The sequence below is a fragment of the Mesorhizobium sp. M0587 genome, from assembly GCF_040320945.1.
In the GTDB taxonomy this organism is placed as follows: Bacteria; Pseudomonadota; Alphaproteobacteria; order Rhizobiales; family Rhizobiaceae; genus Mesorhizobium.
In genome coordinates this window covers 64,559-90,321 of the sequence record NZ_JAMYQP010000004.1, presented here as the reverse complement: position 1 = coordinate 90,321, position 25,763 = coordinate 64,559, and the positions used below count along the sequence as shown (strand labels likewise).

At 64.7% G+C, this 25,763-nt stretch carries 29 protein-coding genes; 23 read left to right on the top strand and 6 right to left on the bottom strand.

Going from position 1 to position 25,763, the window contains the following annotated elements; translation table 11 throughout:
* Positions 1–2 precede the first annotated feature (2 nt).
* From NKI49_RS05115 to motA, 6 genes are read right to left on the bottom strand one after another with little or no spacing between them, the layout of a single operon-like run.
* Positions 3–437 (bottom strand): BspJ family T4SS effector nucleomodulin, encoded by a 435-nt coding sequence (locus NKI49_RS05115; RefSeq protein WP_352603217.1) that lies wholly within the window; start codon positions 435–437, stop codon positions 3–5.
* On the bottom strand, positions 434–1,516 hold the full coding sequence (gene flhB, locus NKI49_RS05110; RefSeq protein WP_352603215.1) for a flagellar biosynthesis protein FlhB: 1,083 nt from the start codon (positions 1,514–1,516) through the stop codon (positions 434–436). Before flhB ends, NKI49_RS05115 begins: the two co-directional genes overlap by 4 nt.
* Before the next feature lie 3 nt (positions 1,517–1,519).
* Positions 1,520–2,530, bottom strand: a complete 1,011-nt coding sequence (locus tag NKI49_RS05105) for a flagellar motor switch protein FliG (RefSeq protein ID WP_352603283.1) — start codon at positions 2,528–2,530, stop codon at positions 1,520–1,522.
* Between the two features lie 43 nt (positions 2,531–2,573).
* Positions 2,574–2,960 carry a flagellar motor switch protein FliN gene (fliN, locus tag NKI49_RS05100; RefSeq protein WP_352603213.1) on the bottom strand — a complete coding sequence of 129 codons (387 nt, stop codon included), beginning with the start codon at positions 2,958–2,960 and terminating at the stop codon, positions 2,574–2,576.
* 17 nt (positions 2,961–2,977) lie between these two features.
* Complete coding sequence (locus NKI49_RS05095) at positions 2,978–3,925, bottom strand: FliM/FliN family flagellar motor switch protein (protein ID WP_352603281.1); 948 nt, start codon at positions 3,923–3,925, stop codon at positions 2,978–2,980.
* Positions 3,926–3,957: 32 nt separating this feature from the next.
* Positions 3,958–4,833 carry a flagellar motor stator protein MotA gene (motA, locus tag NKI49_RS05090; RefSeq protein WP_352603211.1) on the bottom strand — a complete coding sequence of 292 codons (876 nt, stop codon included), beginning with the start codon at positions 4,831–4,833 and terminating at the stop codon, positions 3,958–3,960.
* 148 nt (positions 4,834–4,981) lie between these two features.
* Between motA and NKI49_RS05085 the strand changes: the two genes are divergently transcribed.
* The 23 genes from NKI49_RS05085 (at position 4,982) to NKI49_RS04975 (ending at position 25,685) form a co-directional block, all read left to right on the top strand.
* Complete coding sequence (locus NKI49_RS05085) at positions 4,982–6,103, top strand: DUF1217 domain-containing protein (protein ID WP_352603209.1); 1,122 nt, start codon at positions 4,982–4,984, stop codon at positions 6,101–6,103.
* Between the two features lie 2 nt (positions 6,104–6,105).
* A complete protein-coding gene (flgF, locus tag NKI49_RS05080; RefSeq protein ID WP_352603207.1) occupies positions 6,106–6,828 on the top strand; it encodes a flagellar basal-body rod protein FlgF in 723 nt (240 codons plus the stop codon).
* Position 6,829: 1 nt separating this feature from the next.
* A complete protein-coding gene (gene fliI / locus NKI49_RS05075) occupies positions 6,830–8,242 on the top strand; it encodes a flagellar protein export ATPase FliI (RefSeq protein ID WP_352603205.1) in 1,413 nt (470 codons plus the stop codon).
* Positions 8,223–8,903 carry a hypothetical protein gene (locus tag NKI49_RS05070; RefSeq protein ID WP_352603203.1) on the top strand — a complete coding sequence of 227 codons (681 nt, stop codon included), beginning with the start codon at positions 8,223–8,225 and terminating at the stop codon, positions 8,901–8,903. Before fliI ends, NKI49_RS05070 begins: the two co-directional genes overlap by 20 nt.
* 86 nt (positions 8,904–8,989) lie before the next feature.
* The gene (flgB, locus tag NKI49_RS05065) at positions 8,990–9,370 is read left to right on the top strand and encodes a flagellar basal body rod protein FlgB (RefSeq protein ID WP_352603201.1); all 381 of its coding nucleotides are present in this window, start codon (positions 8,990–8,992) and stop codon (positions 9,368–9,370) included.
* 2 nt (positions 9,371–9,372) lie between these two features.
* Complete coding sequence (gene flgC / locus NKI49_RS05060; RefSeq protein WP_027024235.1) at positions 9,373–9,789, top strand: flagellar basal body rod protein FlgC; 417 nt, start codon at positions 9,373–9,375, stop codon at positions 9,787–9,789.
* A complete protein-coding gene (gene fliE / locus NKI49_RS05055; protein WP_027024234.1) occupies positions 9,786–10,109 on the top strand; it encodes a flagellar hook-basal body complex protein FliE in 324 nt (107 codons plus the stop codon). The genes flgC and fliE overlap by 4 nt, the downstream gene beginning before the upstream one ends.
* Positions 10,110–10,120: 11 nt before the next feature.
* Positions 10,121–10,909 (top strand): flagellar basal-body rod protein FlgG, encoded by a 789-nt coding sequence (gene flgG, locus NKI49_RS05050; RefSeq protein WP_352603198.1) that lies wholly within the window; start codon positions 10,121–10,123, stop codon positions 10,907–10,909.
* Between the two features lie 6 nt (positions 10,910–10,915).
* Entirely contained in the window at positions 10,916–11,440 is a 525-nt protein-coding gene (gene flgA, locus NKI49_RS05045) for a flagellar basal body P-ring formation chaperone FlgA (protein ID WP_502899531.1), read from the top strand.
* Positions 11,437–12,678, top strand: a complete 1,242-nt coding sequence (locus NKI49_RS05040; RefSeq protein WP_502899530.1) for a flagellar basal body P-ring protein FlgI — start codon at positions 11,437–11,439, stop codon at positions 12,676–12,678. The genes flgA and NKI49_RS05040 overlap by 4 nt, the downstream gene beginning before the upstream one ends.
* A gap of 3 nt (positions 12,679–12,681) precedes the next feature.
* Entirely contained in the window at positions 12,682–13,269 is a 588-nt protein-coding gene (locus tag NKI49_RS05035) for a MotE family protein (RefSeq protein ID WP_352603194.1), read from the top strand.
* Positions 13,266–13,970 (top strand): flagellar basal body L-ring protein FlgH, encoded by a 705-nt coding sequence (flgH, locus tag NKI49_RS05030; RefSeq protein ID WP_352603192.1) that lies wholly within the window; start codon positions 13,266–13,268, stop codon positions 13,968–13,970. The genes NKI49_RS05035 and flgH overlap by 4 nt, the downstream gene beginning before the upstream one ends.
* 20 nt (positions 13,971–13,990) lie before the next feature.
* A complete protein-coding gene (locus NKI49_RS05025; RefSeq protein WP_352603190.1) occupies positions 13,991–14,482 on the top strand; it encodes a flagellar basal body-associated FliL family protein in 492 nt (163 codons plus the stop codon).
* Positions 14,479–15,210: a flagellar type III secretion system pore protein FliP gene (fliP, locus tag NKI49_RS05020; protein ID WP_352603188.1), complete on the top strand. Its 732-nt coding sequence runs from the start codon at positions 14,479–14,481 to the stop codon at positions 15,208–15,210. Before NKI49_RS05025 ends, fliP begins: the two co-directional genes overlap by 4 nt.
* Before the next feature lie 256 nt (positions 15,211–15,466).
* A complete protein-coding gene (locus NKI49_RS05015) occupies positions 15,467–16,453 on the top strand; it encodes a flagellin N-terminal helical domain-containing protein (protein ID WP_352603186.1) in 987 nt (328 codons plus the stop codon).
* 279 nt (positions 16,454–16,732) lie between these two features.
* Positions 16,733–17,797: a flagellin N-terminal helical domain-containing protein gene (locus NKI49_RS05010; protein ID WP_352603184.1), complete on the top strand. Its 1,065-nt coding sequence runs from the start codon at positions 16,733–16,735 to the stop codon at positions 17,795–17,797.
* A 133-nt stretch (positions 17,798–17,930) separates the two neighbouring features.
* Positions 17,931–19,580, top strand: coding sequence for a flagellar basal-body MS-ring/collar protein FliF (gene fliF, locus NKI49_RS05005; protein ID WP_352603182.1), 1,650 nt, complete (start codon positions 17,931–17,933; stop codon positions 19,578–19,580).
* A gap of 3 nt (positions 19,581–19,583) precedes the next feature.
* Entirely contained in the window at positions 19,584–20,210 is a 627-nt protein-coding gene (locus NKI49_RS05000; protein ID WP_352603180.1) for a hypothetical protein, read from the top strand.
* On the top strand, positions 20,207–21,541 hold the full coding sequence (locus NKI49_RS04995; RefSeq protein WP_352603178.1) for a MotB family protein: 1,335 nt from the start codon (positions 20,207–20,209) through the stop codon (positions 21,539–21,541). Before NKI49_RS05000 ends, NKI49_RS04995 begins: the two co-directional genes overlap by 4 nt.
* The gene (locus NKI49_RS04990) at positions 21,538–22,911 is read left to right on the top strand and encodes a MotC family chemotaxis protein (protein ID WP_352603176.1); all 1,374 of its coding nucleotides are present in this window, start codon (positions 21,538–21,540) and stop codon (positions 22,909–22,911) included. The genes NKI49_RS04995 and NKI49_RS04990 overlap by 4 nt, the downstream gene beginning before the upstream one ends.
* On the top strand, positions 22,908–24,278 hold the full coding sequence (fliK, locus tag NKI49_RS04985; RefSeq protein WP_352603174.1) for a flagellar hook-length control protein FliK: 1,371 nt from the start codon (positions 22,908–22,910) through the stop codon (positions 24,276–24,278). The genes NKI49_RS04990 and fliK overlap by 4 nt, the downstream gene beginning before the upstream one ends.
* Complete coding sequence (locus NKI49_RS04980) at positions 24,208–24,795, top strand: transglycosylase SLT domain-containing protein (protein ID WP_352603277.1); 588 nt, start codon at positions 24,208–24,210, stop codon at positions 24,793–24,795. Before fliK ends, NKI49_RS04980 begins: the two co-directional genes overlap by 71 nt.
* Positions 24,796–25,016: 221 nt before the next feature.
* Positions 25,017–25,685, top strand: a complete 669-nt coding sequence (locus NKI49_RS04975; protein ID WP_027024218.1) for a response regulator transcription factor — start codon at positions 25,017–25,019, stop codon at positions 25,683–25,685.
* Positions 25,686–25,763: the final 78 nt, after the last annotated feature.

Below are 25,763 nucleotides of genomic sequence, written 5' to 3'. Positions count from 1 at the left end.
CGTCAGAACGCCAGCGGCTCGACCTTGCGGATACGCGCCTGTTCGACCACCGCCTCGAGCAGGGCCGTATTGTGCTCGGGGTCCTCGCCAGGCTTCTCGAACGAGACGTAGTTGACCGCGACCGAAGCGCCGTTCTCGTTCAGCGTCAGCTGGAAATACACGGTCACCCCGGGCGGCCTGAGCTCCAGGTCGAGCACGATGCGCGGGCTTCCGCTCCAGTCGACGTGAGCCTCGCCGCCATGGCCGAGCCTGAGCGTGCCCGGCATGAAGAACAGCTCCGCCGCGGAATCGACCAGGTCCGACAGGCAGGCGAAATGCTCCAGCCGGATGAAGGCTATATAGTCTGCGACGTCGATCAGCCTCAGTTCGCCCACCACTTGCTCGATGGCGCTGGCGACGATGATCTCGCGGGATTTTGCGTGCGGTTGCCGGTTCATGAAATCTGTCTGCGCTCAGCCTTTTTCGAGTAGACGATCCGCACCAGTTCGGCGACGGCCTGGTAGAATTGCGACGGGATCACATTATCGACCGAAACTTGCTTGTACATGGAGCGGGCGAGCGCCACGTCCTCGAAGACCGGAATGTTGTGCTCCCTGGCGATCTCGCGAATCTTGAGCGCTACCAGATCCTGCCCCTTGGCCAGCACGAGCGGCGCCGAATCCTCGTCGCGCACATATTTCAGCGCGATCGAGAAGTGCGTCGGGTTGGCGATGATCAGCGTCGCGCGCGGCACCGCCGTCATCATCCGCTTGCGCGCCCGGTCGCGCGCCAGCGAGCGCAGCCGCGACTTGACGATCGGGTCGCCCTCGGATTGCTTGAACTCGTCCTTGACCTCCTGCTTGCTCATGCGCAGGTCCTGCTTCCAGTGGAAGCGCGACCAGACGATGTCGATCGCCGCGATCAGTCCCATGACGAAGACGATCGCCACCAGGATGTCGACGGCGATGCCGCGTATGACGAGGCCGAAGGCGACGGGATTGGTGATCATGCCGGCGAGCAGCTTGCGATGATCCTCCGACAGCGTGAAGACGAGCACGGCGGTCGCGAAGCCGACCTTGCCGAGCGACTTCAGGAACTCGACCCAGCCCTGGACGCCGAACATCCTGTTCCAGCCCTTGACGATAGAGATGCGCGAAAGCTGCGGCCTGATCCGCTCGCCGACGAATTGCGGCATGTTCTGGAGCACCGAGGCGCCGATGCCGGCAACCGTCAGCAGCACCAGCAGGCTTAGGACGGCGCGGCCCACTTCCAAAATGACGATCTTGTAGAGGGCGATGACGTCGGTCTCGGTGTCCATCGGCCAGGCTTCCGGCTTCTCCAGGAACATCGACAGGAACATGCCGAGGTCGACGACGGCATCCTTGGCGTAGAAGACGGTGAACACCAGTATGGCGACGAAGGATGCCAGGATCGCGGTTTCCCTCGAATGGGGCAGCTTGCCCTGTTCGACGGTGTCGCGGATCTTCTTTTCCGTCGCCTCTTCGGTTTTCGAGTCCTTGTCGACCGCTTCGGCCATGCCCTAGGCGGCGTTCTGGCTCGAGGGAAGTTCGAACGCGCCTTCGCGCGAGAGCCGGATCGTCGTCGTCACGATGGTCTTGCGCGCCGCCACGATGTCGGCGGCGGGAATCCCCTCGGAACCCTGTCCGAGTTCGGACTCGATCATGCGCCGGGAGCGCGCGCCGATCGCCGACAGCACCGATTCGGCGAGTGCGGCCGAGGTACCGCGCAGCGCCAGCGTGACCAGTTCGGTCGACAGCCCGTCGAACAGCAGCACGCGAGCCTTCTGGGCGAGCAGCGGCAGATCGTCGAAAGCGAACAGCCGCGCTCGCACGCCCTCGAGATCGGGCGTGCCGGCAGCTTCCAGATCCTGCATGACCTCATCGAGCTGCGGCTTGTCCAGCTCGTTGAGCACGCTGGCGACGCGGGCCTGTCCGGCAGAGGTGTCCTTGGTCGAGGTTTCCGCCAGCACGCTGATGCGCAACCGGTTCTCGACGATCCTGGTGGCGGCGGCCGGGACGTTGGCCATGGTCACCATGCGTTTGATGATTTCACCGCGCATCGGCTTCGCCAGCGTCAAAAGCACGCCCGCCGCCGCCTGCGGCGCCAGTTTCGACAGGACCATGGCCGCCGTCTGCGGATGTTCGCCGGCGAGGAAAGCGCCGAGCCGCGCCGGTTCGAGCTTTTCCAGATCGGGCCAGATCGGCGGCGGCCCTTCCGGCGCCGCCTCCGGCTTCTTGTTGCCCATGATGGCGCTCATCTCTTCGGGCGAAAGCGATTCGTTGAGGATGGTGTCCATCCTGTCGGCGGAATCGAGCAGCCCCGCCCCCTCGGTGAATTCGGCCTCGAATTCGGCGACGATGCGTTCGAGATCGCTTTGCGGAATCGTCCTGAGCAGGCGGGCGCCTTCGATCAGCGCCTTCAGTTCTTCCTGCTTGAAGAATTTGAGCAGGCGGCTGGCCGACGGCTTGCCCATCGCCACCAGTATGGCGGCCGCCTTCTGCGCGCGCGTCAGGGTCGCCGGCGTCGTCATGCCTTTCGCCTCCGCTGCCATCGGCAAGCCCTCCGACCCATGTCTAGGCGCCCTTCGTGCCGGCGATGATTTCGGTCAGCCTGATGCCGAAGCGAGAGGGGTCGCTTTCGAGCACGGTGATCTCGCCGCGCGCGATCTTGCGGCCGTTGACCACCACGTCGACCGGCTCGCCGATACGGCGGTTGAGCGCCACCGTCGACCCCTTCTGCAGCGCCATCAGGTCGGACACCGGCATTTCGGTGCTGCCCAGGATGATCTGGACATCGACGGGGATGTTCATGATGACGCTCGAATTGGCCTCTGAAGCGGCCCTGAACGCCAAGTCGGGGCGCTGCTCCTCTTCATGCAGGACCCCGCGCAATTCCTCGATGGCGCGATCGAGCTGCTCGTCCGGCTGGTCGAGGTCTGGTTCTGCCTTGGTCTTGCCCATGCGTCGTCTCCAAAAGCTCAGGCGCGTCCGGCACCAGCCGGCATGAGCCCGTCGATAAAGTCCTTCCCGGCATCGAACGGATGCTTGATTCGGACGGTGTAATTCTGTCCCAGCTTGCCGAACTCGCATACGAACAGCGTCTTGCCGCGCGCGCTGAGGCGCACCCGCGATTGCGCCGTCTCGTCGAGATCGATGACCTGGCCCACTTCCAGATTGGCGAGATCGCCGAGCGTCAGCCGCGCCAGCGGCATGGTGGCCTCGAGCGCCACGGTCGAGCGCATCACCTCTTCCGAAAAGCGTGCGCGCCAGCTGGTCCCGTGATCGTCCTCGCCGATACTGGCGGTGCCGCCGCGGCTGGCCAGCACGACACGCTGCGGAATCGTCACCGTGATGGTGCCGCTATCGGCCGGCGTCGAGATACTGAGCACGATGCGGACCGCCGCGCCGTCGCGCAGCACGTGGCGCCTGGCCTCGGTGCCCGACATGGCCCGCGGTGCGGGCAGGCGCAGGTCGAGCGAGCGCCGGCCAGATCCGTTCAGCGCCTGCGCCACCTCCTGGAATACCATGGTCGAGACATCGGCCTCGATCTGCGACAGGTCGCGCTCGATCGGCGACGCCGGCACATCCGGGTCGCCGCCGAACAGCGTCGAGACCATGATGGCGATCGCCTGGGCATCGATCACCAGCGTCATCGCGTCGGAAGATGCGGGCGAGCCGACGACGGTCATGGCGAAATTGTCGCCGGCGCGCGAACGCGCCTCGGGGACGCGGCTGATCTCGACGGCCCTGAGGTCGACGATCACCGGAACGCCAAGCTCGCCCGCCAGACCTTTCTGCAGCACTGGCACGGCGCGTTCGGCCATGGCGCGGCCGGCGTCGATGACCTGATCGGCCTCGCCGCTGTCGCCGACCAGGCGCTCGATGATCAGCGAGCGCGCTTGCGCGGGATTGCCCGGACTGGTCATGACAATTTCGGCACCGGTCTGTCGCGCATCGCTCAAGCCGCCTTCTTCTCGGCGCTGCCGGTGTTCATCGTGCTCTGCTCGACGGCGTCGATGGTCGGGCGCTCATAGGACGAGATGGTCTTGCGGCCGAACTCGATCGCCACCTGCGGCAGCGCACCGTTCATGTAGGCGAGCAGCGTCTGCTTGACGATTATGTAGAGGCGGTTCTTCTTCTCGCGCACTGTCTTGACCTTGGTGGCGACAGGCCCGACCACCGCGTAGGACAGGAAGATGCCGAGGAAGGTGCCGACCAGGGCCGCGCCGATCAGGCCGCCGAGGATTTCCGGCGACTGGTCCAGCGCGCCCATCGCCTTGACGACGCCGAGCACCGCGGCGACGATGCCGAGCGCCGGCAGGCCGTCGCCGACCGCGACCAGCGCGTGATAGGCCTTCATCTTGTCGGATTTGATGGTCTGGATTTCCTCGTCCATCAGCGCCTCGATCTCATGCGAGCGGGCATTGCCGATGATGATGATGCGGCAGTAGTCGCAAATGAAATGCGTCAGGTCGTGGTTCTTGAGCACGGTCGGAAAAGCCTGGAAGATGGCCGACTCCTCGGGATTGTCGATATGCGCCTCGACCTCGCTGCGCGACTTCGAGCGTAGCTCGCGCATCAGGCTGTGCAGCACGCCGAGCGTTTCCAGATAATCCTGTTCCTTCGGCACCGCCTGCTTGAAGGCTTCCAGAATGCCCTTGCCGGTATCCTTGACCGTCTTCATCGGATTGGCGACCAGGAAGGTGCCCAGTGCCGCGCCGCAGATGACCACGGCTTCCCAGGGCTGCACCAGCACATGCAGATGGCCGCCCATGGCCATGAAGCCGCCCAGGACGCAGCCGAGCGTCACCACCAGTCCAATCAGAATGCCCACGACAGGTCCTTCCGCATTTCACATCAGAAGCAAGGGATAGTCCCCGTGCCTTGTGTGAGGCTTGAATCGGAGCCGCCGTAGACGATTCAGTTTCGCGCAAGGAAGTGGGGTTATCGTACTGGCAAAGCTTCGGCCGGAGGCACATCCTTTGCTCAGTACCTATACCAGCTATCAGCTGATTGCCAAAGACATCGGCAAGTCGATCGACCGCATCGAGCAGCAGCCGACGGTCGATCGCGATACCCAATATTACCTAGCCAACATCACCAAGGTGAAATCGATCGACGATTTCGTCAAGAATGACCGGCTGTTCAAATATGCCATGAAAGCCTACGGGCTGGAGAACATGGACTACGCCAAGGCCTTCATGGTCAAGGCGCTCAAGGAAGGCGTCTCCAATCCCAACAGCTTCGCCAACAAGCTGACCGACAAGCGTTACGCCGAGTTCGTCAGCGCCTTCAACTTCGCAGCCAACGGCGCCGACGCGACCATCTACAACAAGGCGCAGCAGCTGGTCACGAAGAACTACGCCACGCAGGCCGAAATCGCCGGACTTGATCCGAACTCGAGCTATGTCAGGTCCGAGACGACCTACTACCTCGCCAACATCACCAAGGTTAAGTCGGTCGACGAACTGATGTCGAACAACCGGCTCTACACCTATGCGCTTGCCGCGTTCGGTCTCGATTCGGCGACCGAGAACAAGGATCTCATAAAGCAGGTCCTGCAAGGCGGCGTGCGCGACCCCGACAGCATCGCCAACAAGCAGACGAACCCGGCCTATGCCGGTCTTGCCTCGGCCCTCAATTTCGAGGCTTACGGCGCGACCGCCACCACCATCAATTCCGCACAGCAGCCGACAGTCGACAAGTACCTGCGGCAGACGCTGGAGGAGGATGCCGGCGAAACCAACGAGGGCGTACGGCTGGCGCTTTATTTCGACCGCAAGGCGCCTGATATCACCAGCTGGTACGATGTGCTGGCCGATACGGCACTTGCCAGCGTGGTGCGCACCGCGCTCGGCCTGCCCGATTCCTTCGCCACCGCCGACATCGATAAACAGGCGCAGCTGTTCGAGCAGAAGCTCGACATCGCGGATTTCTCCGACCCCGAAAAGCTCGGCAAGTTCCTGACCCGCTTCACCTCGATGTACGAGATCAATCACCCGACCTCGACGGCCGTGACGTCGATCAGCGTGCTCTTCGCCAAGCCGGTCACGGCGGGCATCTCCACCGACCTTATGATGGCCATGCAGAAATTGAAGTTCTGATCATGCGGGACAGTCTCTACGTTGCCCTTTCCGCGCAGATCGCGCTCGAGCGCCGGCTCGACACGATCGCCGACAATGTCGCCAACGCCTCGACCGTCGGCTTTCGCGCCACCGGCGTGAAGTTCGAGGACGTTGTGTCGGGTGCCGGCCAGAAATCGGTGTCCTTCGCCTCGCCGGGCAAGACCTATCTTTCCGGCGCGCACGGTGCCTTGACCGAGACTGGCAATCCGTTCGACTTCGCGATCCAGGGCGATGCCTGGTTCGCTATCGATACGCCGGTCGGCACCGTGATGACCCGCGACGGCCGCTTTTCGATGAACGAGAATGGCGAGTTGATGTCGGTCGAGGGTCATCCGGTGCTCGACGCCGGGGGCGCGCCGATCCAGCTCGACCCCCGCAATGGTCCACCCAAGGCCGGGGCCGACGGATCGCTGCGCCAGAACGAGCAGCTCGTCGGTTCGATCGGGATCTACAATTTCGACCCGGGCGAGAATTTCGTGCGCTACGGCAATTCCGGCATCGTGCCTGCGCGCACGCCCGAGCCGGTCACCGACCGCTCCGACGTCGGCGTCGCTCAGGGTTTCGTCGAGGAATCCAACGTCAATCCGGTGCTGGAGATGACGCGGCTGATCATGGTTCAGCGCGCCTTCGAGAACACCGCCGCCCTGATGCGGCAGACCGATTCGTCCACCGACGAGGCGATCAAGACGCTCGGCTCGAAGTAGCATGCCGCTCCAGCCATCCTTACGCGCACCCGAAAGACAGCTCCAGCCCGCGCCGGAGGACCGGCTTGCCGCGCTTGAACGGATATTGCGGCGCTTCGGCAACGCCGACGCGCTGGTCAAGCGCGGCGGCCTCGTCTCCGAAGTAACGCCCACCCACTACAAGGTGCGCGGCCTTTCCGACTTCGCCAGATTGGGCGACATCGTCGAGCAGCGCGGCCAGGCCGGCGCGCGCCGCGGCGAGATCGTCAAGATCAGCCGCGACGAGGTCGTCGTGGCGCCGTTCGAACGCAGCGCCGACGCCGGTATAGGCGACGCCGTGTTCCGCCGGGGTCCGCTCGCGGTGGCGCCGCACGCCTCGTGGCGCGGCCGCACCATCGACGCGCTCACCCGCGTGATCGACGGCGGCTCGCCGTTGACCAGGGGTGGCGACATGCCGGGCGGTGCCACGACGCCCGGCGCCATGGCCCGGCAGCGCGTTGGCACGGCGTTCATGACCGGCGTCAAGGTCATCGACATTTTCACGCCGCTGTGCCTGGGCCAGCGCCTCGGCGTCTTTGCGGGTTCTGGCGTCGGCAAGTCGACGCTGCTGGCCATGCTCGCCGGCGCCGACGCGTTCGACACCGTCGTCGTGGCGCTGATCGGCGAACGCGGCCGCGAGGTCCGCGAATTCCTCGAGGACACCATCGGCGACAGCATGGCCAAGACCGTCGCCGTCGTGGCCACCAGCGACGAGAGCGCCATGATGCGCCGACGCGCGCCGGACACCGCCATGCGCGTCGCCGAGCATTTTCGCGACCAGGGCCACCGTGTGCTCCTGGTGCTGGATTCGATCACCCGCTTCGCTCACGCGCTGCGCGAAGTGGCGACCGGAACCGGCGAGCCGCCGGTCGCCCGCGGTTATCCAGCCTCGGTTTTCACCGAGCTGCCGAAGCTGCTCGAGCGCGCCGGACCGGGCGCGGAAGGCCCCGGGATTGAAGGCAGGGGATCGATCACCGCCATCATCTCCGTGCTGGTCGATGGCGACGACCACAACGATCCGGTCGCCGATTCCGTGCGCGGCATCCTCGACGGCCATGTCGTGCTCGACCGTATGATCGCCGAACAGGGCCGCTATCCGCCGGTCAATCCGCTGTCGTCGATCTCGCGCCTGGCCGGCAAGGCCTGGAGCGTCGAACAGCGCACCCTGGTGACGCGGCTGAAGTCGATGATCTCACGCTTCGAGGATACCCGCGACATCCGCCTGCTTGGCGCTTATCAGGGCGGTGTCGATGCCGAACTCGACATTGCCGTGCGCCAGGTGCCGCTGATCTACGAGGCGCTGGCGCAATCACCGAAGGACCGCCCGTCGGCCGATCCGTTCTCGGATCTCGCCCGCTATCTCAAGGGAAAGCAAAATGCCGAACCAGGGGACTGAACTCCAGCAGACCGAGCGCATCCTGCGCGAGATGATCGCCGAGGCAAAGGCCGAAGAAGAGATCGAGGCCAGCCGCAACTCGGCCATCGACGGGCTGTTTTCGCCAGGAAAACGGCAGGCGCCTTCCAGACACGAATGGCCGCAGCCGCCAAGGCCGCAGTTTCCCAAATTGGGCAAGAAGGCGGACCGGCGCGGCGACCTCGTCATCGCCGCGCTCGGCGTTACGCTGGGCCTGACCTGTGCCTTGTTTCCCTGGTACATCTTCTTCAACCAGGAACAGTTCGGCGTTCAGGCGATCAAGTTCGGCGGCACCGGCAGCAATTCGGGACGCGAGGGCGGCGGCGTGATGGCCGAACGCAGCGCGCCGCTGACGGTGAAGGACGTACCCAACGCCAGCGTCGACCTGTTTGCCACCGGAACGGTGCAGGACGATGTCAATCCGATGCCGCCCGGCGAGCAGCCCTTCCCGGCCGATGTCGCGAAATTCCGCATGGTTCATGTCGCCAACGGCCGCGCCATGATCGAGGACGATTCCGGCCTGTGGATCGTCCAGCGCGGCTCCACGCTGCCGGATTCCAGCACAGTGTCGTCGATCGAGCAGCGCAACGGCAAATGGGTCATGCTCACCAGCGCCGACCAGGTGATCGAGCTTTCCAGGTAGGTCAGTCGCGGCTCTGCCTTGCGGCCATCCGCAAGGTCCGCGCAAGACTGGCGGCCTAGTCTTTGGGCACATGCCCGGAGATTCCCATGGAGCCCGTTTCCCTTTTCGATCTCGCCGCCAAGCAAGCGCAGTGGCTGGCCGTTCGCCAGTCGGCGGTCGCCGGCAACATCGCCAACGCCAATACGCCGGGCTACACGGCAAACGATGTCGAGCCGTTCGAGAAGGTGCTCGACCGCGCCGCCGTGTCGCTGCAGACAACGCAGGCCGGCCATCTCGGCAACGCGGCGACCAATGCCGGCTTCGCGATCAAGCCGCAGGAAGATGACGGCGGCGTCATGCCGTCCAAGAATTCGGTGGTGCTGGAAGACCAGCTGCTCAAGGCCGGTGAGGTGCGCCGCTCCTTCGAGCTCAACACGGCGATCGTCAAAGCGTTTCATTCGATGATGATGATGGCGGTGAAGAGCTGATCATGGACGCATTGACCGCAGCCCTGAAAGTCGCAGCTTCCGGCCTCGGCGCTCAATCGGAGCGCCTGCGCGTGGTTTCGGAAAACCTCGCCAATGCCCAGTCGACCGGCACCACGCCCGGCGCCGACCCATATCGCCGCAAGACCATCAGCTTCGTTTCCGAGCTCGACCGGACCTCCGGCAGCTCGACGGTTGAAGTGAACTCGATCGATCGCGATCCCAGTGACTTCCCCGTCGAGTTCCAGCCCGGCAACGAGGCCGCCGACGACAAGGGCTACGTCAAGATGCCCAACGTCAACGTGCTGATCGAAATGGCCGACATGACCGAGGCCAACCGCTCCTACGAGGCCAACCTGCAAGTCGTGAAGCAGGCGCGCGACCTCATTTCAATGACCATCGACCTGATGAGGAACCAATGATCGTGAACGGCATCGGCGCGCTCAACCTCAAGCCTGGGCTGGGCGACACGGCGACCGACCTGCTTCAGGGCGGCGTTGCACCCACGACATCAGGCAATCTCGGCACGTCCTTTGCCGAAGCGCTGAGCCAGGCGGCCTCCAAGACGGTCAGCACTTTGCAGAATGCCGAGCAGGTGTCGCTCCAGGCGCTCAAGGGCGACGCCGACACCCGCCAGGTCGTCGATGCCGTGATGAGCGCGCAGCAGGCGCTTCAGACCGCCGTCGCCATCCGCGACAAGGTCGTCTCGGCCTATCTCGAAGTCAGTCGCATGGGCATCTGAGGAGCCAGGTCATGAAAGCACTCGCCATCGCCGCCACCGGCATGAATGCCCAGCAGACCAATCTGGAAGTCATCGCCAACAATATCGCCAACATCAACACCACCGGTTACAAGCGCGCGCGCGCCGAATTCTCCGACCTGCTTTACCAGGTCGACCGCACGCAAGGCGTGCCCAACCGCTCCAATGCCTCGCTGGTGCCGGAAGGCGTTTCCATCGGCCTCGGCGTCAAGACGACCGCCGTGCGCAACGTCCACACCCAGGGCGAGCTGACCAGCACCGGCAACAGTTTCGACATGGCGCTTACCGGCAGGGGCTGGTTCCAGATCGAGGGCGGGGACGGCGGTACGCTCTATACCCGCGCCGGTGCCTTCAACACCAATGCGACCGGCCAGTTGGTGACCGTGGACGGCGCCAATGTCATTCCGGCCATTAGCGTGCCTGTCGACGCCGTCGAGGTCATCGTCAACAAGACCGGCCAGGTGTTTGCCCGTATCGACGGCCAGACCGATTTGCAGAATCTCGGCCAGCTCCAGATCGTCAACTTCGCCAACGAGGCGGGCCTCGCGCCGCTCGGCGACAATCTGTTCCAGGAAACGACGGCGTCCGGCCCGGCCAATGCCGGCGTGCCCGGAGATCCCGGCTTCGCCACCATCCAGCAAGGCTATCTCGAGGCTTCCAATGTCGATCCTGTCAAGGAAATCACCGAACTGATCTCGGCGCAGCGCGCCTATGAGATGAATTCCAAGGTCATCCAGGCCGCCGACGACATGGCCTCGGTCGTTTCCAAGAACATCAGGTAACGGATGATGGCAATGCCGGTCTCCTGCTCCGCTTTGCTTCGCACCGCGCTTGTTCTGGCGCTGGTGGCCGGCGGCATGCCGGCTTTCGCTCAGGAGACGGCAAACCAATCGGCCACCCGGATCGCCAGCAATCAAGCTGCCGGCGAGGTCGTGCTGATCCCAAACCGGGTCATCTATCCCGGCGAGACCATCGAGCTCGCCGCCTTGAAACAGGTGACCCTGGTCCCGGGCAAGCACAAGCCGGACGCTGTCGCGACCCGCGCCGAGGAGCTGCAGGGCAAGGTCGCGAAGCGCACGCTGCTGCCCGGCCGCTACATCCCCGCCACCGCCATCCGCGAGGCTTGGCTGGTCGAACAGGGCGCCGCCGTGCAGGTCTTCTTCATCGCTGGCGGACTGACGATATCAGCCACCGCCGTGACGTTGCAGCCGGGTTCGGCCGGTGATCTGGTCAAGGTCCGCAACGTCGACAGCGGCAAAATTCTCTCCGGCACGGTGATGGCCGACGGAACCATCCGGGTCGGCACTTCATGATGCGCGCGCTTGCCCTTTTGCTCGCGGCCGCGCTCGGCCTGCAGCCGGCGCTCGCCGACGGCCTCACGCCGAAGGCCAAGCGCGAGCTTGCGGCCAGGAATGGTGGCGCCTTCGTCGATCCGGAATATGATCCGGCCACCACCACCCGCATGTTCCGCGTCTCGCCCGGTCCAAGCACGCTGCCGCCGGGCCAGGTCGCTTCTCGCATCAAGGACATCGCCCAACTGCAAAGCTCGCGCGACAACCAGCTTGTCGGCTACGGTCTGGTCATCGGGCTCGCCGGATCGGGCGACAGCCTGCGCAATTCCCCCTTCACCGAGCAGTCGATCCGCGCCATGCTCGAAAATCTCGGCATCGCCACCGAAGGCGGCAGCGCGCGCGCCAAGAACGTCGCCGCCGTCATCGTCACCGCCAATATGCCGCCCTATGTGCAGTCGGGCGCCCGCATCGACATCGACGTGTCGTCGATGGGAGACGCCACCTCGCTTGCCGGCGGCACGCTGATCATGACGCCGTTGAAGGCGGCCGATGGCGAGATCTATGCCGTCGGCCAAGGCTCGGTCATCGTTTCCGGCTTCACCGCCAAAGGGCAGGCCGAGCAGCTGACGCAAGGCGTGCCGACCGCCGGCCGCGTGCCGAACGGCGCCATCGTCGAGCGGCAGGTGAAAGCCGAGTTCGATGACCAGGCGACCCTGACGCTGCAACTGCGCAATCCCGATTTCTCGACCGCCATCCGCATCGCCGACGCGATCAACGGCTATACCAGCCAGCGCTTCGGCGCACGCGTGGCGGCCGAGCGCGATTCCCGCACCGTGCAGATCAGGCGACCGAAGGGCGTCTCGGCGGCGCGTTTCTATGCCGAGATCGAGAATCTGGTGGTCGAGTCCGACACGCCGGCCCGCGTCGTCATCGACGAGCGCAGCGGCACCATCGTCATCGGCAACGACGTCAAGATCTCGCGCGTCGCCATCAGCCACGGCACGCTGACCGTGCGCATCACGGAAGCGCCGCGCATCGTGCAACCCGAGCCCTTCTCCAAGGGCGAAACCGCCGTCGAGCCGTTCACCGCCATCGACGCCAGCCGGCCCGACGCCCGCGTCGCCGTGCTTGACGGCCCCGATCTGCAAACCCTCGTCTCCGGCCTCAATCGCCTTGGCGTCAAGCCGGACGGCATCATCGCCATCCTGCAAGGCATCAAATCGGCCGGCGCCCTGCAAGCCGATCTGGTTCTCCAATAGGCGATGCCGATGATCCCTTTTCTCTCAGCCAATGACGGACGCCGCACCAGGACTATCCTGCTTGTGGCCGCCGCTCTCACGGCTGTGTCCTTCTCCGGCAACGGCGCATCTGGCGAGGAGGCCGTTCGCCAGCTTCTGCCCGGGGCGCCGCCCGCACCGGCGCCACAGCAGTTGGCCAGGCAAAAGCTGCCCGACGAAAGCGAAATCCAGCGCTTCTGCTCCAACATCGCCGATGCCGCCCGCGACCGCCGTTATGTCTTGCAGGCGGACGAACTGAAACAGCTCCAGGCGGGGATCGACCAGCGCATGAAGGCGCTGGACAAAAAAAAAGCTGAATACGAGACCTGGCTGAAGCGTCGCGAGGTCTTCCTGGCCCGGGCCGAGGACAGCGTCGTCAAGATCTATGCCGGCATGAAGCCCGATGCGGCCGCGGAGCGACTGGCGATCGTCAACGCCGATCTGGCCGCCGCCATCCTGATGAAGCTCGATTCACGAAAGGCCGGCGTCATCCTCAACGAAATGGACCAGAAGGCGGCGGCGACGCTCACCGGCATCATGGCCAGCGCGGCCCGAAGGGTAGATCCATCATGATCCGCAGAATGCTCATCCTGTGCGCGGTGGCGACACTGTCCGGCTGCGGAACTAACCTCAAGGAGATCGGCAGGGAACCGTCGTTGTCGCCGGTCGGTTCCGGCATCGGCAACGACGGAGCTTCGCCCTATAGCTATCCCGAGCCGCCTGCGGCGCCGGTCAAGAAATTCTCGCTGTGGGACGATCGCCAGAGCCGGCTGTTCACCGACCCCAGGGCGTTGCGCGAAGGCGATATTCTCACCGTCAGGATCAAGCTCAACGACAAGGCCAACTTCAAGAACCAGAACGACAGGAGCCGCACCGCCGCGCGCAAGCTGGGTTACGATGTCACGCTCGGATGGGAGGGCAACAGCACGAGCGGCAAGGGCGACGCCGGCCTGAGCTCCAGCACCGAAACCAACGCGGACGGCGAGATCAAGCGCTCGGAGAACCTGGAGCTCAACGTCGCCGCCGTCGTCACCGAGGTCCTGCCCAACGGCAATTTGATGATCAGGGGCTCACAGGAAGTGCGCGTCAATTATGAGCTCAGGGTCCTCACCATCGCCGGCATGGTGCGCCCGTCGGATATCGGCGCGGAGAACACCATCTCCTATGAACGCATCGCCGAGGCGCGCATCTCCTATGGCGGCCGCGGCCGCGTCAGCGAGGTCCAGCAGCCGGCCTACGGCCAGCAGGTCCTCGACCAGGTTCTTCCGTTTTAGGCGTTGGAGACCGCAGTACCATGGCCAATGTCGAACAGGTTCCGTCTCGCAAGGGTCCTTCCCTTGCCGTCCAGGGCGCCATGCTGCTCGTGGTGACGGCGGCCGCCATCGGCATGGGCTGGATGTCCGGAGGCTATCTCAAGGGCGTCGGCGGACCGGTGCCGGTGCCGGCCGCGCCGGAGAACGAGGGCAAGGTCGCCCAGCCCGACGCATCGGAACCAAGCGCGGGACCCACGCTCGTCGCGCTGGCGCCGATCACCACCAACATCGCCTCGCCGGCCGAAACCTGGATCAGGATGGAGGTGTCCGTGGTCTATGACGCACCACAGCCGCCAGCGATGGCCGATGACATCCATCAGGACCTGCTGGCCTTCGTGCGCACCTTGAAGATGCACCAGATCGAAGGCGCCAGCGGCTACCAGCACCTGAAGGCGGATCTCGAGGAACGCGCCTCGATCCGCAGCCAGGGGCACGCCAAACAAGTACTCATAGGGACATTGCTGGTCGAATGAGGAAGTTCCTTCTCGCCGCCGCTCTGATCGCCGCCGCCACCTCCGTCGCGGCGGCCCAGCAGCTGGATCTCGGCGGCATCGGCAAGGCCGACGGCGCCACCGTCGGCTACATCATTCAGATGTTCGGCCTGCTGACCGTGCTGTCGGTGGCGCCGGGGCTGCTGATCATGGTGACGAGCTTCACCCGTTTCGTCATCGCCTTCTCGATCCTGCGCGCCGGCATCGGCCTGCAGTCGACGCCGGCAAACCTCATTCTCATTTCGCTGTCGCTGTTCATGACCTTCTATGTCATGGCGCCGACCTTCGACCAGGCCTGGAACACCGGCGTCAAGCCGCTGATGGACAACCAGATCAGCCAGACCGAGGCCTTCGACAAGATCTCGGATCCGTTCCGCACCTTCATGCTGCACAATGTGCGCGACAAGGACTTCGACCTGTTCGCCGACCTTGCCCGCGAGCGCGGCCAAGCCGTTTCGCGCGAGACCATCGACCTGCGCATCCTGGTGCCTGCCTTCATGATCTCGGAGATCCGTCGCGGCTTCGAGATCGGCTTCCTGATCGTGCTGCCTTTCCTGGTCATCGACCTGATCGTCGCCACCATCACCATGGCGATGGGCATGATGATGCTGCCGCCGACCGTAGTGTCGCTGCCGTTCAAGATCCTGTTCTTCGTCCTGATCGATGGTTGGAATCTGCTCGTCGGCAGCCTAGTGCGTTCCTTCCACTAATCGTCTCTGCGTCTCGCCGTCACGGCAAAAAGGCACGGTCTGCCGGATGGATCGGCCGGCGCGAGGCGCCATCGAATTTCCCGAAGATTATTTTCGATTAACCGTCCGGTTTAGCCCTTTGGTAGGGACTTGCCGCCATAGTCGCTCGCAGATGGCGGGTGATCGATTTCAACGGTCATGGGCATGATGCCGCTCCGTCATACCGGACAATCCGGTATGTCAAAAAAACACCTGTAAAAACAAGGTACGAGTAGCCATGGCCAGTATCATGACCAATGCCTCGGCGCTGACCGCGCTGCAGAGCTTGAACGCCACAAACAAGAACCTCGAAGCCACCCAGTCCCGCATCTCGACGGGCTATCGCGTCTCCCAGGCTTCGGACAACGCCGCCTACTGGTCGATCGCCACCACGATGCGTTCCGACAACGCGGCTATGTCCACCGTTTCGGACGCGCTCGGCCTCGGCGCCTCGAAGGTCGACACCGCCTACACCGGTATCAGCAGCGCGATCACCACCATCAACCAGATCCAGCAGAAGCTGACCGCGTCCTACGGCCAGACGGACGCATCCAAGGAAAAGACCCAGACCGAAATCAAGGCTCTTCAGGACCAGTTGAAGGCCTATGCCGACGGCGCCACCTTCTCCGGCACCAACATGCTCTCGGTGTCCACGGCCACGGGCACCACCGCCGACGTCAAGATCGTTTCGGCCTTCAACCGCAGTGCCGCCGGCGCGGTTTCGATCTCGACGATCGACGTCAACGTCGAAAGCATCAAGCTCTATGACTCCGGCGCTGCTCCGACCGCGAAGGGTATCCTCGACACGGCCCGCCTCGGCACCACCGGCGCCGCGGTCACCACGGCATCGAACCCGACCCTGGGCGCTGCCGCAGCGGCCACCGACACCTATTCGGTCTCCTCGCTGACCATCTTCTCGGGCACAACGGCCGCCAGCGACAGCCAGATCCAGCAGATGATGAACGTCGTCGACGCCGCGCTCAAGGGCATGACGACCTCCGCCACCAAGCTCGGTGCGGCCAAGAGCTCGATCGACCTGCAGAAGACCTTCACGCAGAGCCTGATGGACTCCATCGACCGCGGTGTCGGCCAGCTCGTCGATGCCGACATGAACAAGGAATCGACCCGCCTCCAGGCCCTGCAGGTCCAGCAGCAGCTCGGCATCCAGGCGCTGTCGATCGCCAACGGTTCGTCGCAGTCGATCCTGTCGCTCTTCCGCGGCTGATCGCTCTCAAACCGACCACATCAGGCAATCGGGCCGCGCCAAAAGCGCGGCCCGATTTGCGTTTGCTCCAGCCTCGCGCAACCCTCGTTCCTTAACTCTCGAAAGCTGGCCTTTAACAGGCCGTTAACCATATCGCGCTAGTCATGGTTAACCAATAGCTTACAACAGGTTGGCGAATCGGCCCGATCGGCACGGCGGCAATCTGCGGGCGGGCCGATGCGGCCTGCGAGGCCAATGCCGGTCCTAGAAAAGACCGGCCACAGAGAAGGAGCGAGTTTCTTGGCGAGCATCATGACAAACGCTGCGGCTTTGACCGCGCTTCAAAGCCTGAACGCCACCAACAAATCGCTCGAACAGACGCAGTCCCGGATCTCGACGGGCTACAGGGTCTCCGAGGCCTCCGACAACGCCGCCTACTGGTCGATCGCTACCACGATGCGCTCGGACAATCAGGCGCTGTCGACGGTGCAGGACGCGCTCGGTCTCGGCGCCTCGAAGGTCGACACCGCCTATACCGGCATGAACAACGTGCTGGATACGATCGGCAAGATCAAAACCAAGCTGCTTTCCACCGTCGGCCAGACCGATGCCGCCAAGGCGAAGACGCAGACCGAAATCACGGCACTCCAGGCGCAGATGAAATCCTTCGCCGACGCGGCCACCTTTTCCGGCTCGAATTTCCTTTCGGTGACCTCCAAGCAGGTCGCGGCCGCCAATGACGGCGTCCAGCCCGACTCGCAGATCGTCTCCTCGTTCAATCGCTCCTCGTCGGGCGCCATCTCGCTCGGTACCATCGACATCAACATCGAGAGCACCAAGCTTTTCGACTACGGCCTTTCCACCGAGGTCAAGAACCAAGGCATCCTCGACCGCCAGACCTCGGTCTATTCCACAGCGGCCGCCCAGACCTTGTACGACACCGCCTATGCGACCGCGCTCGCCGGCGGCGCCACCGACATCGCCGCCAACGGCGCCGGCCAGACCGCGGCGGGAGCGGTCACCAAGGTCGACAACGTCTCCGCCTACAATCTCGACATCACGGCAGCCGGCGTCACCGACGACATCATCATCCAGATGATCGGCAAGATCGACAAGGTCATGAGCCAGCTGACCGACTCCGCCACCATCCTCGGTTCGGCCAAGAGCAGCATCGACCTGCAGAAGACCTTCACGCAGAGCCTGATGGACTCCATCGATCGTGGCGTCGGCCAGCTCGTCGATGCCGATATGAACAAGGAATCGACCCGCCTCCAGGCATTGCAGGTGCAGCAGCAGCTCGGCATCCAGGCACTGTCGATCGCCAACAGCTCCTCGCAGTCGATCCTGTCGCTGTTCAAGAGCTAGTCGCACGCGCCGCCTGCGCGTCTCTTTTCCATCCGATTGACGGGCCGCGCCGCAAGCGCGGCCCGATTTCATTTTCGCACAAGCTTCGGGGACTAGTGTTCCGGCGGACAGTCATGCTGGGAGTCGTCGAACCGTGCCGGAACAGATCCAGAGCATCATCTCCAATCTCCGCGGTTTTGGCGTGAAGCGCCTCGCCATGCTGGCGGGCATCGCCATTCTGGTGATGGGCGTCATCGGCATCGCCTCGGTCTACCTGAACCGCCCGGCCTACGACACACTCTACGTTGGGCTCGACCGCTCCGATGTGAATCAGATCGGCCTGGTGCTGGGCGAGGCCGGTATCGGCTTCGATGTCGGCGCCGACGGAGCCTCCGTGCTGGTGCCCGCCGGCACCACGGCGCAGGCGCGCATGCTGCTGGCCGAAAAGGGCCTGCCGACCAGCGCCAATGCCGGCTATGAACTGTTCGACAATGTCGGCTCGCTCGGCCTCACCTCCTTCATGCAGCAGATCACTCGCGTGCGTGCGCTGGAAGGCGAGATCGCCCGCACCATCCAGTCGATATCAGGCATCAAGGCGGCGCGCGTCCACATCGTCATGTCCGAGCGCGCCAATTTCCGCCGCGACGAGCAACAGCCCTCCGCGTCGGTCGTCATCCGCTATGCCGGCATCGACGCCGAGAAAAGTGCCACGTCGATCCGCCATCTCGTCGCCGCCGCCGTCCCCGGCCTGTCGGCCGACAAGGTGACGGTGCTTGATTCCAACGGCAATCTGCTGGCGGCGGGCGACGATCCCTCCAACACCAGTGCCGCCCGCACGCTGGGCGTCGAGCAGACCGTGGAGGCGCAGATCGGCGACAATATCCGCCGCGCGCTGACCCCCTATCTCGGCCCCGACAATTTCCGCGCCAGCGTCAAGGCCGATGTCAACACCGACACCCGCCAGACCGAGGAAACGATCTTCGACCCCGAGTCGCGCGTCGAGCGTTCGGTTCAGTCGGTGCGCGCCAACGAGAACAACAACCAGAAGCAGGCCTCGACCCCGGCCAGCGTCGAGCAGAACCTGCCCGAGACCCAGACCACGGCCACCGACGGTCCGCAATCGTCCTCGCAGAACGACCGTAAGGAAGAGATCACCAACTACGAGATCAACTCCAAGAAGATCGCCACCGTCTCCAACGGCTACAGCGTCACCAAAATGTCGATCGCCGTCGTCGTCAACCAGGACCGGCTCAAGTCGATCCTTGGCAAGGATGCGACGCCGGACCAGATCGCCAAGCGCGTCGCCGACATCCAGAAGATGGTGACCTCGGCCACCGGCTTCGATGATAAGCGCGGCGACGTCATCGACGTCTCGGCGGTCGAGTTCATCGACGGGCTGGACGGCGAGGCGATCCCGCAGGCGGGAATGCTCGATTCCATCGGCCAGCATGCCGGCACGATGATCAATGCCGGCGCCTTCATCGTCGTGGTCTTCCTCGTCGCCTTCTTCGGCCTGCGGCCGATGGCGGCGGCGCTGACGGCGAAGGCGACGCCTGCCATATCGGGCCCCAATTTCGATGAAGTCCAGCGTTCGCTGCCGACACCGGAAGCGTCGGCTTCCGCCGACGCGGGTGCCGCCATCGGCGCCTTGCCAGGCGCGCGGCCAGGCTCCAACGCCCTCGACGACCTCCGCCAGAAGATCAGGCCGGCGCCGCAGGAGAGGCTTGCCCGCATGGTAGACATCAACGAGGAGCGCACTGCGCAGATCCTGCGCAAATGGGCGGCCCAGGAAATCGCGGCGTAAACCATGCCCTCCGCAGCCCTTTTCGATCTCCTCCCCGATTTTGGCACGCGCACGCAACGCGTCAGCCAACCTCAGGCCGCGACCGATGCCCCGGCCAGGCCCGAGCAGGCAACTCCGCAGGCTGACATCGGTACTCTTATCGCCGAGGCGGTCGCCCAGGCGGAGGTCACGCTCGCGGAACGCCTTTCGGTTGCCCACGAGGCAGCGTTGGAAGCGGAACGCAAGGCCCATGCCGAGGAGGCAAGAGCCTTTCTCGAAAGCTTCGGCGGCGACCTAGGCACGGCCGTTTCGTCGCGCATCGGCGCCATGGAGGCGCGCGTGACGGACCTCGTCGCGGCGACGGTCGCGCGCATAATCGGCGGCGTCGTCAGCGACGACCTGCAGAAGCGTTCGCTTGAAGCGCTCGCCAGCGCGATCCGCGAAGCGGTCGGCGACGGCGAAGCGGTGCGCATCGCCGTTCGCGGGCCGCTCTCGCTGTTCGAGACGCTGAAAACATCGCTTGGACCACGCGCGGCAAATCTCGACTTCGTCGAGGCGCCCGGATTCGACCTCACGGTCGTCATCGACGAGGCGGTATTCGAGACGCGCATGGCCGAATGGTCGGCAACACTTTCCGAGGTCCTGTCATGAGCGTCGCCGACGCCGATCAAGGCAGGCACGAGATCATCATCGTGCGGCGCGGTCACGACGACCACGACGAGGGTCATCATGGCGGCGTCTGGAAAATCGCCTTCGCCGACTTCATGACGGCCATGATGTGCTTCTTTCTGGTCATGTGGCTGATCAACGCCGCCAACGAACAGACCAAGTCAGCCGTCGCCAGCTATTTCAACCCCGTCAAGCTGGTCGACCGCACGTCGAGCCGCAAGGGCCTGGAGGATCTCGGCGACGGGCCTCGCGCGATAGGGCTGACGGCCGACAACCCGCAGGAGGCGACGGCCAAGTCCGGACAGGGCGGCACAGGCGGCGCCGGCTCATCCGACCACAAGCAGGACAAACAGCAGCCGCAGCGGACGGAACAGCCCGACGAGCAACTCTTCGCCGACCCTTACGCGGTGCTTTCGGAAATCGCCACCGACACCGGGGTGATGCAGAACGTCAGCCAGAAGGGCGACGGCGGCGCGCAGAGTGCCGGCCCGGCGACGGGCGCCTCCGGCGGCGCGTCCTATCGCGACCCTTTCGAGCCGGATTTCTGGTCGCAGCAGGTCGCGGCACCGGGCGCCGAGGCCAGTGCCCAGCGCCCCAGGATCGAGGGCGACCCGCTGAAGCCGGGCGACAAGGTCGCCGAGACGCAGGTCGCCAGGGTCAAGGCCGTGCCGCCGGCACCGCCCGTCAAGGACGCGCCGCTCGAGCCCTTGGCAAAGGATGACAAGGCGGCAGCCGCGGCGATGGCCAAGGCCGGCGACAGCAAGCCCGCCGAGGCGGCCAAGATAGACAAAACCGCCGACGCGCAAGAGGCCGCAAAGCCCGATGCGGGCGAAAAGGCGCCGACCGCTGCCGCGCAAAAGGCAGCCGCCGACGTCAAGCGGCAGCTGGCCGACGCCTTCAAGCCTGGCGACAAGCTGCATGACGGCGTCTCGGTCGAAGCCACCGACAAAGGCGTCATCATCTCGATCACCGACCAGCTCGATTTCGGCATGTTCGAAGTCGGGTCGGCGGTGCCGAGCCGCGAACTGGTGCTGGCGATGGAAAAGATCGGCCGCATCGTCAACAGCCAGAAAGGCACCGTCAGCATCAACGGCCACACCGACGCGCGGCCCTTCCGCAGCGCCAGCTACGACAATTGGCGGCTGTCGACGGCGCGCGCGCATTCCGCCTATTACATGCTCGTGCGCGGCGGCGTCGACGAACGTCGTATCACCGAGGTCGCCGGTTTCGCCGACCGCCAGCCGAAGGATGCAGCCGATCCCATGTCGGCGGTTAACCGACGCATCGAAATCCTGATGGCGACCGGCGGATGATGCGGCTGGCGCTCACCCGCCGCGTGATGGGCCTGTTGCTGCTGGCCGCCGGCCATCCGTCGGCCGGCTTCGCCCAGGATACGCTACAGCCCTATCAGCTGGTGCGCTCGCTGCAGCTCATCCAGGACCGCATCGCCGCCGGCGATCATGCCGCGCTGCCGATGCAGGCCAAGCTGCTCGAGATGACCGACGCGCGGCTGCGCGAGGCGGACGTCGAGGATTTCAAGGATCCCAAGAACTTTCGCGCACTTCTGGTCTACGGCATGAGCGGCGGCAATCCGATGACTGTCGAGGCGGCGGTCTCGCGCTCCATCACGGACCCTCGGAACCTGGCCATCACCAAGGGCATCATCGACTATCTGAACGGACGGCCCGGCGAAGCGATCGAAGCCCTGAGGCCGATCGATCCGATGGCCGTGCCCGGCGATCTCGGCGCGTTCCTTGCTCTGGTCAAGGGTTCGCTGCTCGCCGGCGATGAGCCAAAGGCGGCGCTCACGCTGCTCGACGAGGCCAGACTGCTCGGCCCCGGCACTCTGGTCGAGGAAGCAGCCTTGCGCCGCTCGGTCGGCATCGCCGTGGCGCAAGGCGACGCGGCACGGTTCGCGCTTGCCTCCACCCAGTATGTCGAGCGCTATCTCTATTCTCCCTATGCCAGCCAGTTCGCCGACTCCTTTGTCTCCGGGGTCATCGCGCTGCATATGTCGATCAGCCAGGACAAGCTTGCCGACATCACCTCCATGATGGACCCCGAGCGCGAGAAGGTGATCTATCTGCGCATCGCCCGCCGTGCCGCGATCGACGGCCTGAGCGAACTGTCGGCCTTCGCCTCGGCGCGCGCCGAGCAAGGTCGCGATGGCAACACCAATCTGGGCGATCCGCGCGCCCTGCTCTATTCCAGCCTGTCGACAGTGACGTCCGGCACCATCGAAGACGTGCGCGTCAAACTGGGCAAGATCGACCGCAGCAGGCTGTCGGAAGGCGACCGCGCCTTGCTCGACGCCGCCCAGGCGATCGCCGGCGAAGTGGTGGCGCCGCCTGCTTCCGTTTCCGCCGCAACTCCAGCGCCGGCAGCCGTTGTGCCGCCGCCTGGACCCACGCCTGTCGCTGCCCCGCAAACCGACGAAGAGGCCGAACTGCCGCCGGTCGAAGGCGTGGTTTCCGAGCAGGCCGCTGCTGCGCCATCCGGCGGCACCGATGCCGCTGCACCGGACGCGCCGGTCCCGGCAGCCCCAACCGATGCGCCGACGATCGTGCCGGCATCGGCGCCGGCGCCCGGCCCGGACGCGGCCGACCCGACCGATGCCGCCATGACCAAAACCCGTCGACAACTCGATCTGATCGACCAGATGCTTGGAGCCGCCCCGAAATGACCCCCAGCCTCGGCCAGGCCCTGCCAGGATTTACCGTCGCGCGCTCGTCTTCGGAGCAGCCGGGCGCGGCCGGAAAGAACGACGAAGCGGGTTTTGGCAAGATGCTGCACGGCAGCGCGAGCCACCCGGAGAAGCAGCCTGCGACCGAGACCGGGGCGCGCGATCAGCGCTTGAGCAAGCTTGCCGCCGGCCTTGCGGCGCGTGAGGGCGAGGACGAGCCGGTGCCGGCCGGCAAGCCAAGGGCAGCACCCGCCGGATCGCCGCCGGCGAGGCCGATGAAGGACGCCAAGGACGCTGCTTCGGGCAAGGACACGGATGCCGATACCGATACCGATGTTACCGCGGCCGAAGCCGGCGCGACACCGCTCCAGGATCATCTGCCGCTGCTGATCGCCCTGCATGACCTGCGTCATTTCTCGACATCGGGGAAGTCGGCTAACGCAAGCGAAGGCGGACCAGATGCGGCTGTCGACGGAAAACTCCTGCCGACGGCCTATCGGATGAAATCCGCCGCAGGGTACGACGACCTCGAACCCGTGTCGAAATCCGAGCGGGCGGCGATCGTCGATGGGGCATTGACCAAGCTCGAGTCCGTCCGCGATGCCGCCTCCGGTACGCCAGGGCGCGATCCTGCGGCCGCGACCAGCGCGCTGCTCGAAACGAAGACGGCCGAAGTGCCGGGCGTGGAGCCGAAGCAGGCGATGCACCAGCCCAGGTCCATCGCCGACGTCCAGTCCTCGCTGCGGTCCGAAGCCGGAAAACAGCTCTCGGCAGAACGCATCGACGTGGTCTCCGAGCGCAGCTTCCCGGCTCCGCCGCAAGTTCCGATGAGCCAGGCGGCACTTAGCGTGATCGGCGCCATAACCGCCGATGGCGGCCCGCGCCAGGCGCTTTCGACAGCCTCCGCGACCGCCCAGCTGGCCGGCCCTGTTGCCGTTCCGACACATGTGTTGAAGATAGAACTCCACCCGGCCGAGCTGGGCATGGTCACCGCCCATCTGCGCCTGGCCGGGGAACAACTCTCGATTGAATTGAAACCCGAAACGCACGATGCCTACCGCCGGCTTTCAAGCGACAGCGAGGCCATCGTCAAGTCGCTGCGTGGATTGGGTTTCGAGGTTGACAAGGTGACCATAATGCAACCAGGAATAGCAGTCCTGGCTACGACTCGGGCGGATGCTACCGCTTCCCAGGCCGCGGCACCTGGCCGCGAGCAATCCTCATTTCAGCCCGGCAACTCAGGCGGCGGCAACGGCGGCCAGCAACCGGGTCAGCAATCCACGAGGGGCAGCCATGATGACGCGCAGGACTACGGCCGCGCCGCTTCGCCTTCTCGCGAGCGCGCTGGCGGCGATATCTTTATCTAGCCTCGCGGACGGCGCTGCCGCCGCCACCAATCCTTGCGAGCCCGAGATCCTGCGCGCCGCCGATCGCTATGGCGTGCCAGCCGGCATTCTCTATGCCGTCGGCCTGACCGAGACCGGAAACAAGGGCAGCCTCCAGCCCAACGCGTTGAATATAGAAGGAAAAGCGGTCTTCCCGAGAAGCCGGACGGAAGCACTTGCCACCTTCGCCAATGCCCGGCGCGAGGGCAAGACGCTGATCGATCTCGGCTGCATGCAGATCAACCACCATTATCACGCCTCGCATTTCCGCAGCGTCGAGGACATGCTCGACCCGCGTCAGAACGTCGACTATGCAGCACGCTTCCTGGCCAGTCTCCACGCCCGCCACGAAACCTGGTCGATGGCTGTCGCCCGCTATCATGCCGGCCCCGACAACGACCCGGCACAGAAGGTCTATGTCTGCCGCGTCATCGCCAATATGGTTGCCACCGGTTTTGGCAAATGGACGGCCAACGCCCGGACTTTCTGCAACCCATAAGCGTATTTGTCACTTCTGGCCCGCCAATCGCGCGGTCCCCCGGTTGTCGTTTGACTTGGTCAAGACTTGCCCCGCCAAGCATATGCGGTTGCACGCTAATGCAACCGGCACGATTCCAGACTCCCAAGAAAATAGCTACAAGAAATGACGGTTGTTCAGGATTCCCGCCAACCGATACCCCTCTCCTCACGGGGCAAATGATTTGATTCGGAGGCGGGCCGATGATCGTTATCGTTGACGAGCGAGAGCTCGTAACAGAGGGATACAATTCACTTTTTGACCGTGAGGGCGTCGCCTGCGCAGGCTTCGCATCCGGTGAATTCGGCGAGTGGGTGAACTCGGCCGCCGACACCGATCTGCGTTCGGTCCGGGCCTTCCTATTAGGTGACTGCCGCGAAGGCACGATCTCTCCGCGCCAGATCCGCGACCGCACCGGAGCCCCGGTCATTGCTCTCAGTGAGCAGCATTCGCTGGAGAACACGCTGCGGTTGTTCGAGAGCGGGGTCGACGACGTCATCCGCAAGCCGGTTCATATCCGCGAGATACTGGCCCGCATCACCGCCATCCGCCGCCGCGCCCATGAGGACGTCGCCTACACCGAGATAGGCGCCATGCGCATCTTCATGGACGGCCGCGATCCCGAGATCAACGGCCAGCCGCTTCCCTTGCCGCGCCGTGAGCGCCGTATCCTCGAATATCTGGCAAGCAATCGCGGCCGGCGCGTAACCAAGACCCAGGTCTTCAACGCCATCTATGGCATCTTCGACGAAGAGGTCGAGGAGAACGTGGTGGAAAGCCACATCAGCAAGCTGCGCAAGAAACTGCGCGAGAAGCTGGGCACCGACCCGATCGATTCCAAACGCTTCCTCGGCTACCGGCTCGTGTTCTGATGCCGTGCCGCGCCAGCCTCGCGCAAGACACGACGCGTAGCCTCGCTGCCAGTGGCATGGATATTGCGGAGACATTTC